Origin of the sequence: Nocardioides sp. (assembly GCF_030150155.1) — a bacterium.
Taxonomy (GTDB): domain Bacteria; phylum Actinomycetota; class Actinomycetes; order Propionibacteriales; family Nocardioidaceae; genus Nocardioides.
Genome location: NZ_JASLGR010000021.1, coordinates 34,542 through 50,507 on the forward strand (window position 1 = coordinate 34,542; position 15,966 = coordinate 50,507).

At 71.1% G+C, this 15,966-nt stretch carries 14 protein-coding genes; 1 reads left to right on the forward strand and 13 read right to left on the reverse strand.

Annotation, left to right across the window (positions count from 1 at the left end):
• Window position 1: 1 nt before the first annotated feature.
• The 7 genes from mreD to Q1V88_RS05575 all read right to left on the reverse strand — a co-directional run bounded on the left by mreD (window position 2) and on the right by Q1V88_RS05575 (window position 5,618).
• The gene (gene mreD / locus Q1V88_RS05545) at window positions 2-562 is read right to left on the reverse strand and encodes a rod shape-determining protein MreD (protein WP_300679042.1); all 561 of its coding nucleotides are present in this window, start codon (window positions 560-562) and stop codon (window positions 2-4) included.
• On the reverse strand, window positions 559-1,503 hold the full coding sequence (gene mreC, locus Q1V88_RS05550; protein WP_300679044.1) for a rod shape-determining protein MreC: 945 nt from the start codon (window positions 1,501-1,503) through the stop codon (window positions 559-561). Before mreC ends, mreD begins: the two co-directional genes overlap by 4 nt.
• A complete protein-coding gene (locus Q1V88_RS05555; protein ID WP_300679047.1) occupies window positions 1,503-2,444 on the reverse strand; it encodes a rod shape-determining protein in 942 nt (313 codons plus the stop codon). The genes mreC and Q1V88_RS05555 overlap by 1 nt, the downstream gene beginning before the upstream one ends.
• Before the next feature lie 150 nt (window positions 2,445-2,594).
• Complete coding sequence (locus Q1V88_RS05560; RefSeq protein ID WP_300679050.1) at window positions 2,595-3,380, reverse strand: hypothetical protein; 786 nt, start codon at window positions 3,378-3,380, stop codon at window positions 2,595-2,597.
• A gap of 3 nt (window positions 3,381-3,383) precedes the next feature.
• On the reverse strand, window positions 3,384-3,794 hold the full coding sequence (ndk, locus tag Q1V88_RS05565) for a nucleoside-diphosphate kinase (protein WP_300679053.1): 411 nt from the start codon (window positions 3,792-3,794) through the stop codon (window positions 3,384-3,386).
• Window positions 3,787-4,242, reverse strand: a complete 456-nt coding sequence (locus Q1V88_RS05570; protein ID WP_300679055.1) for a DUF4233 domain-containing protein — start codon at window positions 4,240-4,242, stop codon at window positions 3,787-3,789. Before Q1V88_RS05570 ends, ndk begins: the two co-directional genes overlap by 8 nt.
• On the reverse strand, window positions 4,242-5,618 hold the full coding sequence (locus Q1V88_RS05575; protein WP_300679058.1) for a folylpolyglutamate synthase/dihydrofolate synthase family protein: 1,377 nt from the start codon (window positions 5,616-5,618) through the stop codon (window positions 4,242-4,244). The genes Q1V88_RS05570 and Q1V88_RS05575 overlap by 1 nt, the downstream gene beginning before the upstream one ends.
• Before the next feature lie 78 nt (window positions 5,619-5,696).
• Here Q1V88_RS05575 and valS point away from each other — a divergent pair, with 78 nt between their 5' ends.
• Window positions 5,697-8,318: a valine--tRNA ligase gene (gene valS, locus Q1V88_RS05580; protein ID WP_300679061.1), complete on the forward strand. Its 2,622-nt coding sequence runs from the start codon at window positions 5,697-5,699 to the stop codon at window positions 8,316-8,318.
• 130 nt (window positions 8,319-8,448) lie between these two features.
• Here valS and Q1V88_RS05585 read toward each other — a convergent pair whose 3' ends face one another.
• The 6 genes from Q1V88_RS05585 to Q1V88_RS05610 all read right to left on the reverse strand — a co-directional run bounded on the left by Q1V88_RS05585 (window position 8,449) and on the right by Q1V88_RS05610 (window position 15,913).
• Window positions 8,449-9,441: a hypothetical protein gene (locus Q1V88_RS05585; RefSeq protein ID WP_300679063.1), complete on the reverse strand. Its 993-nt coding sequence runs from the start codon at window positions 9,439-9,441 to the stop codon at window positions 8,449-8,451.
• A gap of 118 nt (window positions 9,442-9,559) precedes the next feature.
• Complete coding sequence (gene clpX, locus Q1V88_RS05590) at window positions 9,560-10,849, reverse strand: ATP-dependent Clp protease ATP-binding subunit ClpX (protein WP_300679066.1); 1,290 nt, start codon at window positions 10,847-10,849, stop codon at window positions 9,560-9,562.
• Between the two features lie 121 nt (window positions 10,850-10,970).
• A complete protein-coding gene (locus Q1V88_RS05595; RefSeq protein WP_300679069.1) occupies window positions 10,971-11,576 on the reverse strand; it encodes an ATP-dependent Clp protease proteolytic subunit in 606 nt (201 codons plus the stop codon).
• Window positions 11,577-11,586: 10 nt separating this feature from the next.
• Window positions 11,587-12,162, reverse strand: a complete 576-nt coding sequence (locus Q1V88_RS05600) for an ATP-dependent Clp protease proteolytic subunit (protein WP_300679072.1) — start codon at window positions 12,160-12,162, stop codon at window positions 11,587-11,589.
• A gap of 92 nt (window positions 12,163-12,254) precedes the next feature.
• Window positions 12,255-13,103 (reverse strand): hypothetical protein, encoded by an 849-nt coding sequence (locus tag Q1V88_RS05605; RefSeq protein WP_300679074.1) that lies wholly within the window; start codon window positions 13,101-13,103, stop codon window positions 12,255-12,257.
• Window positions 13,103-15,913 carry a LuxR family transcriptional regulator gene (locus Q1V88_RS05610; protein WP_300679077.1) on the reverse strand — a complete coding sequence of 937 codons (2,811 nt, stop codon included), beginning with the start codon at window positions 15,911-15,913 and terminating at the stop codon, window positions 13,103-13,105. The genes Q1V88_RS05605 and Q1V88_RS05610 overlap by 1 nt, the downstream gene beginning before the upstream one ends.
• Window positions 15,914-15,966 lie beyond the last annotated feature (53 nt).

A 15,966-nucleotide genomic window follows, 5' to 3' on the forward strand; every position in this document is an offset into this window, starting at 1 on the left:
CTCACTCCACCGCCGGGGCCGGGGTGAGCAGGGCGTCGAGCCGGCGGAAGGCGAGCATCACGACCGGGACCACGAACGGGGTGGCGATCAGGTCCCAGACCAGACCGGCACCGACCGGGCCGAGCAGGTCGCCGACCGAGACGGCCGGGTCACGCAGCACCAGACCGAGCAGGGCGAAGATGCTGGTCCCCGCGAAGCTGCAGGCCAGGGCGGTGGCCACCACGACGTTGACGCGGGGACGCTCCCGCTCCTCCTCGCGCAGGGACTCCCCCACGCGGCCGGCGATCAGGCCCACGATCAGCAGCGCGAGCGCCCAGCGCCCGGCGAGGTGGTCGGCGGGCGGGGCGACGTCGAGCAGCAGCCCGGTCGCGAAGCCGAGGATCAGGCCGAACTGGCTGCCGCGCACCAGGGCGGCGGCGACCACGACGAGCAGGGCGAGGTCGGGGACCGCACCGTGCCAGGAGAACGTGTCGAAGACGCTCACCTGGAGCACGAACGCGATGCTGACCAGCACCGCCGAGAGCACCCAGGGTGCGATCCTGCGCAGGTCGATGCCGGTCACTTGAGACTCCCGTCGACGCCGATCACGGCGCGGTCGCTCTTCGTGCCGCTGGGGACGGCGACGCCGACCAGGTCGAGCTTGGTGAAGTCGACGTACGGCGTGATCTTGGCGCGCTGGGTGGAGTCGCGCACCGTGGAGTAGACCGAGTCGACCGACCCGATCGGGACACCCGAGACGTAGGGAGCGCCCTTGCCGCTGCCCCACGTGACGACGGTGTCGCCCTTGGCCGGGCGGTCGGTCTGGTCGAGCAGCTCCAGGTCGAGCCTGCTGGTGCCGCCGAGGTCACCGCTGCCGCGGACGAAGCCGACCTCCATCGAGGAGCCGGTGCGGCCACCGACCACGGAGTCGGCGTCGACGATCAGGAGCACCGTCGCGGTGGTGCTGGTGACGCGCAGGACGCGTCCGACCAGGCCCTGGGCGGCGACGACGGTCATGTCGGCGGCGATGCCGGAGTCGGAACCGGCGTCGATGGTGACAGTGCGCTCGAAGCTCTGCGCGGCGCCGTAGGCGATCACGTGGGCCGGCACCATCGCGTAGCCGAGGTTCTGCGCCTGCGAGGTGAGGCCGTCGTACTCGGCGAGCCGGTTGCGATCGAAGGCGCCGGTGCGCAGCTGCTGGGTCAGTGCCTCGTTCTCGGCCTTCAGCTGCCGTACGTCGGCACGGAGCGACTTCTGCGTGCGGAACCATTCGGGCAGGTCGGTCACCGGACGTGCCACCGAGGCGGTGGCGTCCTCCATCGGACCGTAGATCTCGCCCGCGACCCGGCGGACCGGGTCCAGCGTCGGACTGGTCAGGTCGAGCACGATCAGGACCGCGCAGGCCAGCAGCAGCGCGATCAGGGTGGAACGCCGATGGCCGCGCGGGCGCGGCTCACCGGAGCGCGGGTGGGCGACGCCGCGGGGCGCGCTCGGCTCCTGGGTGGGGCGTTCCAGCAACGTCATCAGGCGACCCTCCGGTCGGCGACCAGGACGCTGCGGAGCAGCTCGGCGTCGTCGAGGCAGTGCCCGGCGCCGCCGACGATCGCGTCGATCGGCGAGGGGGCGAGCAGGACGGGGAGCTTGAGCTCGTGGCTGAGCAGCACGTCGATGCCGGGCAGCAGCGCGCCGCCGCCGGTGAGCATCAGGCCGTGGTTGCGGATGTCGCCGGCCAGGCCGGGCGTGACGTCGAGGGTCTCGCCGATGGCCTCGATGATGTCGCCCAGCGGCTCGACCAGGGCGTGCCGGATGTCGGCGCCGGAGACGCTGATGGTGCGGCTGAGGCCGTTCAGGTCGGGGGCGGCGATCTCGAGGGACTCCCGGTCGGCCAGCGGCCAGGCGGTGCCGAGCTCGAGCTTGAGGTCCTCGGCGGTCTGCTCGCTGATCACGAGGCCGTGCTCGGAGCGCATCCAGGCCACGATCGCGCGGTCCAGGTCGGCGCCGTTGACCCGCGCCGAGGTGGAGGCGACCACGCCGCCCAGGCTCAGCACCGCGATCTCGCTCAGGCCGGAGCCGAGGGTGACGACCATCGTGCCGGCCTGGCGGTGGACGGGGAGCCCGACGCCGATCGCGGCCATCAGGGGCGCGTCGACCAGGATCACGTGCCGGGCGCCGGCCTGGTAGGCGGCCTCCTTGATCGCACGCCGCTCCACCGCCGTGGTCAGCGACGGCACCGCGACCAGCATCCGCGGTCGGGCCAGGTAGCGCCGCTGGTGGACCCGCTGGATCAGGGAGGTCAGCAGCGCGACCGTCGAGTCGAAGTCGGCGATCACGCCGTCACGGATCGGGGCAGACCCCTCAGAGGACGTGGGCTCGTTCACGAGCACGCCCTTGCCTCGCACGTACACCTGAGTCGTGGACGTGCCCAGATCGACCGCCATGTCGCGGCCGAGGATGGGATTGGCCATCACTGGAACATCACCGCAGCACCTTCACCTTGCGCCGTCCTGTATTCGGGGAAGGGACGCGACAGGACAACGCGTCTATCCGAGGCTAAGCGGGAGCCCCCGCTGACAAGCCCCAGACACGCCGTGACGGGTGTGACAGGTGTGACTCAGTTACGCCGGGGTGAGGTGGTACCAGCTCGACCGGCTGACACCGGTGGCGACCAGGCCGGCGGCGAAGGCGTCGAGGAACTGCTCACGGACCGCGAGCCGCCAGTCCTCGGCCTGCGCGGGCTGGGTGCGGCGCAGGGCGACCACGTCGTGGGGCACCCGGATCCAGCGGCCCTCACCCTCGGCGCGGACGAACGGCGCCCCGTCGGGGCCCGAGGCGATCGGCGTACCGCCCAAGGAGAGCTCCTCGACCGACGGCTCGGAGGTGAGGTCCCAGACCACGTCGAGGCGGTCCTCCTCCGGCGTAGACGGGTCGTCGGCGGCGGTGCCCAGGAAGGCGACCTCGTAGCTGGCCGCGGTGGCCCCCAGGACACTCAGGTTGAACCGGGCGTTGCGGGCCACCAGCGGGTCGAAGGTCCAGCGGATCTGGCTGATCCCGCGCGCCAGCGCCCACTCGCGCTGGCGCAGCTTGATCGCGCGACCGATGCCACGGTCGGCGGTGCCGGGGGCGACGGCCGCCAGCAGCGAGTACGCCGTCCCGGCGGGCGTCGCGGGAGCGAGCACCGCAGCACCCAGCAGCCGAGAGCCCGAGCGGGCGACGGTGACGGCTCCGCCGGCGTGCAGCAGGCTCCGCATCACCTCGCTGTGCAGCGGGGCGCCCTCGTCACTCTGCCCCCACACGTCGGTGAAGAGCGTCGAGACGGCCCGGACGTCGGGCATCGCCGTGACCTCGATGACCTCGATGCCACCGGCTCCGCCGGCCACGCCCGCCCCGCCCGTCTCGGTCATGGCTCAGGCCAGACCGGGGAACCAGAGAGCGATCTCGCGCGCTGCGGACTCGGTGGAGTCCGAGGCGTGCACCAGGTTCTCGCGCCCCGACAGGGACAGGTCCCCGCGGACGGTGCCGGGGGCGGCCTTGCGGCCGTCGGTGGCGCCGTTCATCGCACGGACGACGGCGATCGCCTCGTCGCCCTCGAGCACCAGCGGGACCAGCGGACCCGAGGTGATGAAGGTGCGCAGCGGCGGATACCACTCCTGCTCGACGTGCTCGGCGTAGTGCCGGTCGGCGAGCTCACCGTCGATGGTGCGGGCATCGAGCGCGACGATCTCCAGACCCTTCGCCTCGTACCGCGACAGGATCTGGCCCACGAGCCCACGCTTGACCGCGTCGGGCTTGAGGATGACAAAGGTGCGCTCACTCATGGGACTGACCATATCCAGGCACGGCGGACGTCTCGGCGACAGCCCTGTCGAAGGCGGCGAACGCGGCAGCACGGTCGGACTCGATCCGGCGGCCCAGGATGTCGGCCATCGCCCACAGCAGACCGAAGATGATGCCCAGCACGAACATCATCGAGACCACGAAGCCGAGCGCGATCGCGGCGACCTGGATCGCCCAGCCCAGGTAGTAGCCGCTGGGCCGGCGCAGCATCCCGGCGGCGAGCACGCACAGCACGCACAGCCCCACGCCGATCAGCACGGCCCAGCCGGCCGCGACGTCGTTGACCGAGATCATCACCGGCGTGGTGAGCCCCAGCGTGATCGCCTCCAGCGAGAGCACCGCGGCGCACATCCCGCGGCGCGGGTTCTTGCTCCGCTCCGGGTCGACCGCCGAGTCCAGCGGGGACAGGTCGTTGCTCTGGTCGCTCATTACTTGGGCCCTCCCAACAGCACCCGGGCCTCGCCCACGGTGACGACGGAGCCGGTGACGAGCACGGCTCCCGAACTGAGCGAGTCGTTCGACTCGCTCTCGGCCAGCGCGGCGGCGACGTCGATCGCCGTGGCCAGGTCGGGCACGACCGTGATCCGGTCCTCCCCGTAGATCTCTAGGGCGACCTCGGCCAGACGCTCGGCGCGCATCGAGCGCGGCTGCGAGTTCTGGGTGAGGACGACCCGCTCCAGGTGCGGCTCGAAGGCGGCCAGGACGCCCTCGACGTCCTTGTCCCCCATCACGCCGATGACACCGATCAGCGGGGAGAAGGTGAAGGACTCCTCCAGGGCCGCGGCGGTCGCCTCGGCTCCGTGCGGGTTGTGCGCGGCGTCGAGGATGATCGTGGGCGAACGCCGGACCAGCTCCAGGCGGCCCGGCGAGGTGACCTCGGCGAACGCGGCCCGGATCAGGTCGTCGCCCAGCGGTGCGCCGGTCTCGCCGCCACCGAGGAAGGCCTCGACGGCCGCCAGCGCGACCGCGGCGTTCTGCGCCTGGTGGGCGCCGTAGAGGGGCAGGAAGAGGTCGTCGTACTCACCACGCAGGCCCTTGAGGGAGGTCACCTGGCCACCGACGGCGGCGGTCGTGGTGAGCACCGCGAAGTCGCGGCCCTCGAGAAGCAGGGTGGCGCCGACCTCGTCGGCGCGCTCGGTGAGCACCTCCAGCACGTCGGGCGTCTGGGCCGCCACGACGACAGTGGCGCCGGCCTTGATGATCCCGGCCTTCTCCCGCGCGATCGCGGTGGTGGTGGAGCCCAGGTAGGCGGCGTGGTCCAGGGCGATCGGCGTGATCACCGCGACGGTGCCGTCGGCGACGTTGGTGGCGTCCCAGCCGCCGCCCATCCCGACCTCGACGACGGCGACGTCGACCGGCGCCTCGGCGAACTTGGCGTAGGCCATCCCCACCACCGTCTCGAAGAAGGAGAGCGGGTGCGGCTGGTCGGCGTCGACGACGTGGGTGTACGGCGCGACGTCGTTGAACGCCTCGACGAAGTCCTCGTCGCTCAACGGCTCGCCGTCGATGCTGATCCGCTCGCTCATCTTCTCCACGTGCGGGGAGGTGAAGCGGCCGGTGCGCAGGTCGAAGGCACGCAGCAGGGAGTCGATCATCCGGCTGGTCGAGGTCTTGCCGTTGGTGCCGGTCAGGTGGATCACCGGGTAGGCGGCCTGCGGGTCACCGAGGATCTCGGTGAAGGCGCGGATCCGGTCCAGGGAGGGCTCCAGCCGGGTCTCGGGCCAGCGCGAGAGCAGCGCCTCCTCGGCCTCGGCGAAGGTCTGAGCGGGGCGTGCTGCGACGTGCTCTTCGGGAAGTTCAGTCATGACGCGGTTCAGTCTAGGTGCGCGCGTGCGAGCAACCTGATTCGTCGTAGCACTGTGAGGACCCTAGGATTTCGCCTTATGACCGAGAATCTGAGCGAGACCGCCGAACAGTCTGGGACCCCGACCGCCACCAGCGGCGCGGCCGTACCGGACAAGGCGGCGCTCGAAGGTCTCGAAGCGAAGTGGTCCGCGGCCTGGAAGGACGACGAGACCTACGCCTTCGACCGCACCCAGCCGCGGGAGAACGTCTACTCGATCGACACTCCCCCGCCGACCGTGTCGGGCTCACTGCACGTCGGTCACGTCTTCTCCTACACCCACACCGACCTGATGGCCCGGTTCAACCGGATGCGCGGCAAGGCCGTCTTCTACCCGATCGGCTGGGACGACAACGGCCTGCCGACCGAGCGCCGGGTGCAGAACTACTACGGCGTGCGGTGTGACGCCTCGCTGCCCTACGACCCCGACTTCACCCCTCCGGAGAAGCCCGGCTCGCGCCAGGTCTCGATCAGCCGCCCCAACTTCGTCGCGCTGTGCAACGAGCTGGTCGAGCAGGACGAGGCGGTCTTCGAGGCGCTGTGGCGCACGCTGGGCCTCTCCTTCGACTGGAACTACCAGTACACGACGATCGGACAGAAGTCCCAGGTCGCCAGCCAGAAGGCGTTCCTGCGCAACGTCGCCCGCGGCGAGGCGTACCTGCAGGAGGCCCCCACGCTGTGGGACGTCACCTTCCAGACCGCCGTCGCTCAGGCCGAGCTGGAGGCCCGGGAGTACCCCGGTGCCTACCACCGGGTCGCCTTCCACGCACCCGACGGGTCCGACATCTTCATCGAGACCACGCGTCCGGAGCTGATCGCCTCCTGCGTCGCCCTGATCGCCCACCCCGACGACGAGCGCTACCAGCCGCTCTTCGGCACCACCGTCACCTCGCCGATCTTCGGCGTCGAGGTCCCCGTCGTGGCCCACCCCGCCGCCGAGCCCGACAAGGGCGCCGGCATCGCGATGTGCTGCACCTTCGGTGACCTCACCGACGTGCAGTGGTGGCGCGAGCTCCAGCTCCCGGTGCGCACCCTGATCGGCCGCGACGGCCGCTTCACCGCCGAGACGCCCGAGTGGCTCACCTCCGACGCTGCGGTGACGGCGTACGACGATCTCAAGGGCAAGACCCCGCACAGCGCCCGCGAGGCGATGGTCGCCAAGCTCCGTGAGAGCGGCGACCTCGACGGCGAGCCGAAGCCGACCCAGCGGATGGCGAACTTCTACGAGAAGGGCGACAAGCCGCTCGAGATCGTCTCCACCCGTCAGTGGTACATCCGCAACGGTGGCCGCGACGCCGACCTGCGCGAGCACCTGCTGGAGGCCGGCCGCACGATCCAGTGGCTGCCCGCCCACATGCAGCACCGCTACGACAACTGGGTCAGCGGCCTCAACGGCGACTGGCTGATCTCGCGCCAGCGCTACTTCGGCATCCCGTTCCCGGTCTGGTACACCCTCGACGCCGAGGGCGAGCCCGACTACACGAACCCGATCCTGCCGACAGAGGCGCAGCTGCCGATCGACCCGTCGACCGACGTGCCCGAAGGCTTCACCGCCGACCAGCGCGGCGTTGCCGGCGGCTTCATCGGCGACCCGGACGTGATGGACACCTGGGCGACCTCCTCCCTCACTCCGCAGATCGCCGGCGGCTGGGGCAGCGACGACGACCTGTTCGAGCGGGTCTTCCCGATGGACCTGTGCACGCAGGGTCACGACATCATCCGGACCTGGCTGTTCAGCCGCGTGGTCCGCTCCAACGCCGAGAACGGCGTGGTGCCGTGGAAGACGGCGATGCTCTCGGGCTGGATCCTGGACCCGGACCGCAAGAAGATGTCGAAGTCCAAGGGCAACGTCGTCGTCCCGACCGAGATCCTGGACAAGTTCGGTGCCGACGCCGTCCGCTGGCGTGCCGCCCTGGCCCGTCCGGGTCTGGACTCGCCCTTCGACGAGACCCAGATGAAGGTCGGCCGCCGACTCGCGCTGAAGGTGCTCAACGCCTCGAAGTTCGTGCTCGGCTCGGTCAACGCCACCGAGCTGAACAACGTCGCGATCGCCGAGGCGGTCGACACCGCCCTGATCGCGCGGCTCAAGGACGTCATCGAGACGGCCACGTCGGCGTTCGAGGCCTACGACTACACCAGTGCCCTGGAGGCCGCGGAGAAGTTCTTCTGGGAGTTCTGCGACGACTACGTGGAGCTGGTCAAGGAGCGTGCGTACGACGTCGACGGTGGCTGGGCCTCGGCCTCGGCCAAGGCCGCCCTCGCCGCGGCGCTGCACGTCCAGCTGCGTCTGCTGGCGCCGTTCCTGCCCTACGCCACCGAAGAGGTCTGGTCCTGGTGGCAGGAGGGCTCGGTGCACCGTGCCTCGTGGCCCGAGGCGATCGAGCTGGGCTCGGCCGCAGCCGCCGACGCCAGCATCCTCGACGGCGTCGCCGCAGCGCTCAAGGGCCTGCGCGGGGTGAAGTCGCAGGCGAAGGTCTCGATGCGCACCGAGCTCGCCTCGGCCACCATCACCGGCCCCGCCGCGCTGATCTCCGGTGCCGAGAAGGCCGTCGATGACCTGCGCAAGGCCGCCCGGGTCGTGGGCGAGCTGACCTTCGTCACCGACGACAGCCTGACCGAGCTGGCCGTCACGGCCGAGATCGTGCCGGCCGAGGAGAGCTGAGCCTCCCCGTCCGACGACGAGGCCCCCACCTTCGGGTGGGGGCCTCGTGTCGTTGAGAGGGTCCTCTGTCGTTAAGAGGTCGTCGGCAGGTCGTCGAGACCGTCGGCGAGGGTGGCGCCCCTCAGGGGCGTCAGCTACGGCCCTTGGCCTTGCCGTTACCGCGTCCGTGGCCACGCCACGAGTCAGTGGAGGAGTCGTTGCTGGCCGAGGCCGAGGGGGTCGCGCTGGCGCTGGCCGAGGCGGACGAGCCGTTGCCCTTCCCCTTCGACTTGCCCTGGGACTTGCCCTGTGAGGAGCCCTTGTCCGAGCCGTTGCTCCCCCACGCCTTGGTCGAGTCGCTTCCCCAGCGTCCACCGCGGTTGTTGCCGCTGCTGGCGCTGGCGCTCGGGCTCGCACTGGGGCTGGCGCCGGAGGTGGCCGACGGCGACGCCGAGGCGCTGCCCTTCTGGCCCGGCCGGCCCCGCGAGTTCTCCTTGCCCTTCTGGGAGCGGGTGTCGCTCGAGGCGCTGGGCGAGCCCGAGTCCGAGGGCGAGGCCGACGGGTCGTCGGAGGTCGAGGGGCTGGCCTCCTCGCTCGCCTCGGGCGTCGCGGTGGAGGTGGTGTCGGTGCTCAGCGCGGTCGGGCTGGTGTAGCTGCTGCTGAACAGGGCGGTGACGCTGTGCACCGAGGTGGAGGCCGGCTCGGCGACGCTGGTCAGGACGCCATCGACGACCTGGGTGACCAGGGTGGTCGCGCCGGTCAGCACCTCACCGGTCAGGCCGGAGACGGAGTTGAGGGTCTGGGTGACCATCTTGACCGGGTCGTGGACCAGGGCACCCGGGACCCCCGAGGCAGCGGCGAGCTGGTCGGCGCTGCGCTCCACGGTGCCGACGGCGACCATGTGGGTCACGACCTGGTCGGTGATCACCGAGCCGGGACCCCCGTGCCGCGAGCGCAGCTGCGCGTCGTGGGCGTCGATCACCTGCTGGGGCAACGGTGCGAGCACCGCTCCCCCGATCACCGACTGCGCCGGAGCCACGAAGAGGCTGGCCGCGTCGGTGCGCAAGGCGTGGGCCAACAGACCGAGCGTGACCACGGCGAGCACGAAGAAGGCCGCGAGTGGGCCACGCTGCTCCGTCGTCATCCTGGTCACCTCCCGAGTGGTCACGACAATGTACGACAAGTGTCCCAGGCGTGACCGGATGGCGCTAACCCCGCCCAAACGAAATAGCCCAGATGGACTATGCCGTTCTAGTCGTGCGTCAGGCGGACTTCTTCTTCGGCTTCTCGTCGCTGGCCTCGATCGGGACCAGGGTCGGGGTCTCCTCGCCCTCCACGACGGCGCGGGTGACGATCACCTTGGCGATGTCGCCACGCGAGGGCACCTCGTACATCACGTGGAGGAGGACCTCCTCGATGATGGCGCGCAGACCGCGGGCACCGGTGCCCCGCTCCAGGGCGTGGTCGGCGATCGCGGCGACGGCGTCGTCGGTGAACTCCAGGTCCACACCGTCGATGTCGAAGAGCTTCTGGTACTGCTTGATCAGGGCGTTGCGCGGCTCGGTCAGGATCTGCACCAGGGCGGCCTGGTCGAGCTTGCTGACGCTCGCGATCAGCGGCAGACGGCCGATGAACTCGGGGATCAGACCGAACTTGGTCAGATCCTCGGGGCGGACGTACTGGAGGAGGTCCTCGGCCTCCTTCTCCGCAGCGGTCTTGACCTCCGCGGTGAAGCCGAGGGACTTCTTGCCCACCCGCTGCTCGATGATGTGGTCGAGACCGGCGAACGCACCACCGACGATGAACAGGATGTTCGTGGTGTCGATCTGGATGAACTCCTGGTGCGGGTGCTTGCGCCCGCCCTGGGGCGGCACCGAGGCGGTGGTGCCCTCGATGATCTTCAGCAGCGCCTGCTGCACGCCCTCACCGGAGACGTCCCGGGTGATCGACGGGTTCTCGGCCTTGCGGGCCACCTTGTCGATCTCGTCGATGTAGATGATCCCGGTCTCGGCCTTCTTGACGTCGTAGTCGGCGGCCTGGATCAGCTTGAGCAGGATGTTCTCGACGTCCTCGCCGACGTAGCCGGCCTCGGTCAGCGCCGTGGCGTCGGCGATCGCGAACGGCACGTTCAGCATCCGCGCCATCGTCTGGGCCAGGTAGGTCTTGCCGCACCCGGTCGGACCGATCACGAGGATGTTGGACTTGGCGACCTCGACGGTCTCGTCCTTGGAGTGCTTGCCGGCGAGGGGCTGGAGCCCCGCCTGGACACGCTTGTAGTGGTTGTAGACGGCCACGGCGAGCGACTTCTTCGCCTGCTCCTGGCCGATCACGTAGGAGTTGAGGAACTCGAAGATCTCACGCGGCTTCGGCAGCTCGGCGAGCTCGACGCCGGAGCCCTCGGAGAGCTCCTCCTCGATGATCTCGTTGCACAGATCGATGCACTCGTCGCAGATGTAGACGCCGGGACCGGCGATCAGCTTCTTGACCTGCTTCTGCGACTTCCCACAGAAGGAGCACTTCAGTAGGTCGCCTCCGTCACCGATGCGTGCCACGGTCGGACTCCTTCGAATGGGTAAAACGGTCGTGCTGCGGGAAGTGGGATGGGCCCTCGGCCCAGCCGTCTGACGGTACCCCGTGGGTGGCACCGAGGTGTCCACCCACGGGGTGCGTGTCTCAGGCCAGGGCCGGGGTCTTGAGCGAGTCGAGGACCGAGTCGATCAGGCCGTACTCGACGGCGTCGGCGGCGGTGAGGATCTTGTCACGCTCGATGTCGTGGCTGACCTCCTCGACCGACTTGCCCGAGTGGTCGGCGAGCATCTTCTCGAGCAGGGACCGCATCCGCAGGATCTCGTTGGCCTGGATCTCGATGTCGGTGGTCTGACCGAACGTGCCCTCGGTGTAGGGCTGGTGGATCAGGATCCGGCTGTTGGGCAGCGCGAGCCGCTTGCCGGGCGCACCGGCGGCGAGCAGGACCGCGGCCGCGGAGGCGGCCTGGCCGATGCAGACCGTCTGCACGTCGGGCTTGATGAACTGGATGGTGTCGTAGATCGCCGTCAGCGCGGTGAACGAGCCACCCGGGGAGTTGATGTAGATCGAGATGTCCTGGTCGGGGTTCATCGACTGCAGGCACAGCAGCTGGGCGATGATCGCGTTGGCGACGTCGTCGGAGATCGGCGTGCCGAGGTAGATGATCCGGTCCTCGAAGAGCTTCGCCCAGGGGTCGACCCGGCGGAAGCCATAGGAGGTGCGCTCTTCCCACTGCGGGATGTAGTAGTTCATCGGTGGTCCCTCAGTTCTGGGTCTGGGCCTGGGCGGCGTTGGTGACGACGTGGTCGACGAGTCCGTAGTCCTTGGCCTCGTCGGCGGAGAACCAGCGGTCGCGCTCGGCGTCCTCGCGGACCTGCTCGACGGACTTGCCGGTGCGCTCGGCGATGACGCCCAGGAGCGTCGCCTTGAGCTTCTTGGACTCCTCGGCCTGGATCTTGATGTCCGAGGCCGAGCCACCGATGCCCGACGAGGTCTGGTGCATCATGATCCGGCTGTGCGGCAGCGCGAAGCGCTTGCCCGGGGCACCGGCGCAGAGCAGGAACTGCCCCATCGAGGCGGCCATGCCGACGGAGATGGTGACGACATCGTTGGGGATGTAGTTCATCGTGTCGTAGACCATCATGCCGGCGTCGACGGAGCCGCCCGGCGAGTGGATGTGCAGGTAGATGTCCGCCTTGGGGTCAGCGGCCGAAAGCAGCAGAAGCTGCTTGTGCAGCTTCATCGTGTTCTCGTCGCGCACCTCACCGGCGAGGAAGACGATGCGCTCCTTGAGCAGGCGGTTGTCCAGATCCTCGGCGAGGAAGTTCGTCTCAGTCACAAGCCCAACCTAGTCGGGCCGACCCCCACTTCCACGGGATCTCGGCCCCTGTTCGCCGACAGCAGACACCCGGTCCGTCGCCACGCGCAGGCTCAGACCAGCCAGCGCAGCAGGGCGTCGTGCACCTCGGGGTGGTTGGTCAACGGATGCTCGAGCCCGTCGACCTCGAAGCGCTCCCCGGTCGGGAACAGGTCGACCAGCCGCCGTCCGCGCGGTGAGGCCCGGTGCCGGAACCAGAGCACGTTGCCCAGCAGCCTCCCCCACGGGTGCGGTCGCGCGACCCGGGAGTCGGCCACCACCAGGTAGTCGACGTGGTCCAGCGCCGGTGCGTCGAGCACCTCCGGGGGCAGCACCGCGATCCCCGCCAGGACCTCGTCGGCGCGTCGGGCCATGCCCCCGGTGACGGCGTCGGTCCGGGTCCCGGCGGTCGGGGTGCCGAGCGTGATCACCTCGGAGACCAGGTCGCTCCACGGCTGGTGCGCGAGCGCCCGTACGCCGAGCGCGGAGCGCACCACCAGCCCGCCGTTCCCCTGGGCCACCACGACGATCCGGCGCAGCGGCCCCGGCCAGCCGTCCACGACGGCCTGCACCAGCGCACTCAGCTCGACCGCCGCCTCCGCCGTCGCCGCTCCGGCACGGTGACGCAGCTCCAGCACCGGCCAACCCAGCACGTCGGCCACCCGCACCGGGTACGACGATCCGGTGGCCGCCTCGCCGCGGCGCCAGATCGACTCGCTCTCCCCCGAGGCCGGCACGAAAACGGCCAGACACTCACGTGCCGGTGCCCTGCCGAACGCCGCGGCGAGTCCGGCAGCGTCGACCGGCCGGTCCTGCCCGGCCCAGCGCCACACGATCGCACGGCCCTGCGGGTCACCGGGGCCACCGACGACCCGCACCAGGGCGGTGAGCGCATCCAGGGCGCCCAGGATCCGTGGCCGCATCACGCCTCCAGCGCCAGAGCGAGGTCGGCACGGCCGACGATGCCGAGCTTGCGGTAGGCCCGGGAGAGGTGGACCTCGACGGTCTTGGTGGTGATGTAGAGCCGTTGGGCGATGTCACGGTTGCGCAGCCCCTGCACCGCCAGCTCGCAGACCCGCAGCTCGGAGGCGGTCAAGGCACCGGAGCCGAAGAGGTCGAGCCGACCTGCCCTGACCCCGGCAGCCGCCAGCTCGCTGTCAGCCAGGGCGACGAAGTGGCCGGCGTGGACCTGCTCGGCCCACCAGCGCGCCTGGCGCAGGTGCTCGCGGGCCTCGGCACGCTGCCCGGTGCGGCGCAGGAAGGCGCCGTACGCCATCCGTGCCATCACCTCGTGCAGCCGCCCCTCGACGCTCTGCGCCACCTCGACCGAGCGCTCCAGCATCGCCCGGGAGTGCTCCGCGTCCTCGCCGACCACGCCGGCCAGGTGGAGCGCCTCGGCCAGCAGGGTCGCCGCACCGGCCTGCTCGCACAGCGCCAGGTGCTCGGCGGCCATCGCCCGGGCCTCCTCGACCCGGCCCAAGGTCCACAGCGCCGTGATCGCCGGGGCCCGCCAGGCCACCCAGGTGGGCGAGTCGCAGTCGAGCTCGGCGACCAGGCGGCCGAGGTAGAGCGCCGAGGCGAGCGCGCCCTCGTCGTCACCGGCGAGCTGGCGGACCACGGCCCGGCAGAAGGCGAGCATCGACATCCCCTCGATCGGGGCGTCGGCGCCGGACTCCTCGGGGAACGGCGCCAGCAGCGCCATCGCCTCCTCGACCCGGCCCTGGAAGGCCAGCGCCTGGGCCAGCCCTCCCCCGGCGAGGGTCTCCACCAGCACGCCGCCGTTGAGCGCGCGACCGTGCTCCAGCATCGCCCGGAACCGGCTCTCGGCCTCGATCAGGTCCCCACTCCACAGCTCGACCGAGCCGCGGACGAAGGTGGCGCTGAGGAAGCCGACCATCGACCCGTTGGCGGCGGCCTTGGCGAAGCCGTCGTCGGTGAGTCGGCGGACCTCGGTGAGCCGCCCCATCGCCGCCAGCAGGAGACGCGGCCAGACCCACTCGGTCGACTCGGGTGACTGGTCGCTGGTCGGCCAGTCGCCGATCACCTTCTCGGCGAGGTCGAAGAGCACCGTGGCGGGCTGGTTGGCCGCCGAGGCCGCCATCATCTGCTGGATCAGGAAGAGCCGCTCCCCGCGGGTGCTCCCGGTCAGGTCGGTGCGGGCCGCCAGCAGGCGGCGTGCCTCGACCCGGCGCTCGGAGACCAGCATCGCGGTGCCGACGAAGGCCGCCTCGACCTCCAGCTCCAGCTCGCTGTCGGTGCCGCGCAGCGCGTCGCAGGCCTCGGCCAGCACGTCGGCCGCGAGCGCATGGAAGCCGGCGTAGGCGTAGGCCCGGGCCAGGGCGAGCGCCGCCTCGGCCCGGTCCTCGGGTGCGGTGACCACGGCGAGCGCCCGGTCCAGGGTCTCCACGCAGGCCGCGTCGAGGGTCCGCATCTCGGCCAGCCCCTGGTCCAGCAGCAGGCGGGGCAGCTCGGCGGCGGTAGGCGGCTCGGCCACCGCCCGGCGCAGCAGTGCCACCGCTGACTGCGGGGCACCGGCGTCGAGGGCGTCGCGCCCGGCCCGGGCCAGCACGTCGGCCGCCGTACAGTCGCCGGTCGGCTCGGCCGAGAGCAGCTGGGCGGCAGCGGCGTTGAGGTCGGTCCCGGCGAGCAGCGCTGCCGCGCGCCGGTGGAGCGCCTCACGGGTGTCGTGCCCGATCGTCGCGTACGTCGCCGAGCGCAGCAGCCCGTGCCGGAACGTCGGTGCTCCCTCGGCAGCGAAGATCCCCGCGGCCCGGAGCCGGTCGGCAGCCAGCGCCGCTGTCTCCAGGTCGGTCCCGGCCAGGGCGGCGGCCAGGGTCAGCGTGGATCCGTCCAGGATCGCGACGGCGCGGGCCAGGTCGCGCGCGGGCTCAGGCAATGCAGCGATCCGCTGCACGACGGCGTCGATCACGGTGCCCGGTACCGCGGCCCGCAGCGCCGCCACCCCCCGCTCGCCGGGGGCCCGCTCGGCCAGCAGGCGGGCCAGGGCGGTGACCAGGAAGGGGTTGCCGCCGCTGACCTCGTGCGCGGCCTGGGCCACCTCCGCACCGACCTCGCCGCCCCAGCAGGAGGCCAGCACGGCGCCGACGGCGGTGGCGGTGAGCGCCTCGGGGCGCAGTACCTCACCGGCGGCGACCACCTCGGCCAGGGCGGGCTGACGGGTCTCGGCGCTCACCTCCCGGGCGGCGAGCACGACGCCGAGAGTGAGTCCGTCGAGCTGCTCGCGCAGTGAGCCGAGCAGCAGTACCGACTCCTCGTCGGCCCACTGCACGTCGTCGGCGACCACCAGGACGGGACCGAGCCGGGCCAGCGCTCGCAGCAGCCAGGTCAGGCTGGCGAGCATGTCGCCGAGCTCGACCGGCTCGGCGCTGGAGCCGATCAGGTGCTCGACGGCGGTGCGGGCCAGTCCGGTGGAGACGCCGGCGATCTCGGCCGGGGTGAGCCGTTCGAGCTCACGGGTGAAGAGCCGGCGGGCCAGACCGAACGGCGAGCGCGACTCCAACGGTCCGGCCGAGGCGAGCAGCACCCGCAGGCCGTCGGCGCGGGCGCGTTCGACCAGGGCGGCAAGGAGACTGGACTTGCCCGCGCCGGGAGGTCCGAGCAGGCAGAGCTGGGCGCCCTGCCCCGCCTGCACGGCGGTCAGCAGGGCCTGCATCCGTCGCCACTCGGCCTCGCGTTCGAGCAGGCCGTCGGCGAGCTGCGGGGAGCCCGTCACGCGCGCAGTCTAAGCAGCCCAGGCGCCCTGGAGAGGCGAACAACCCCCACGAC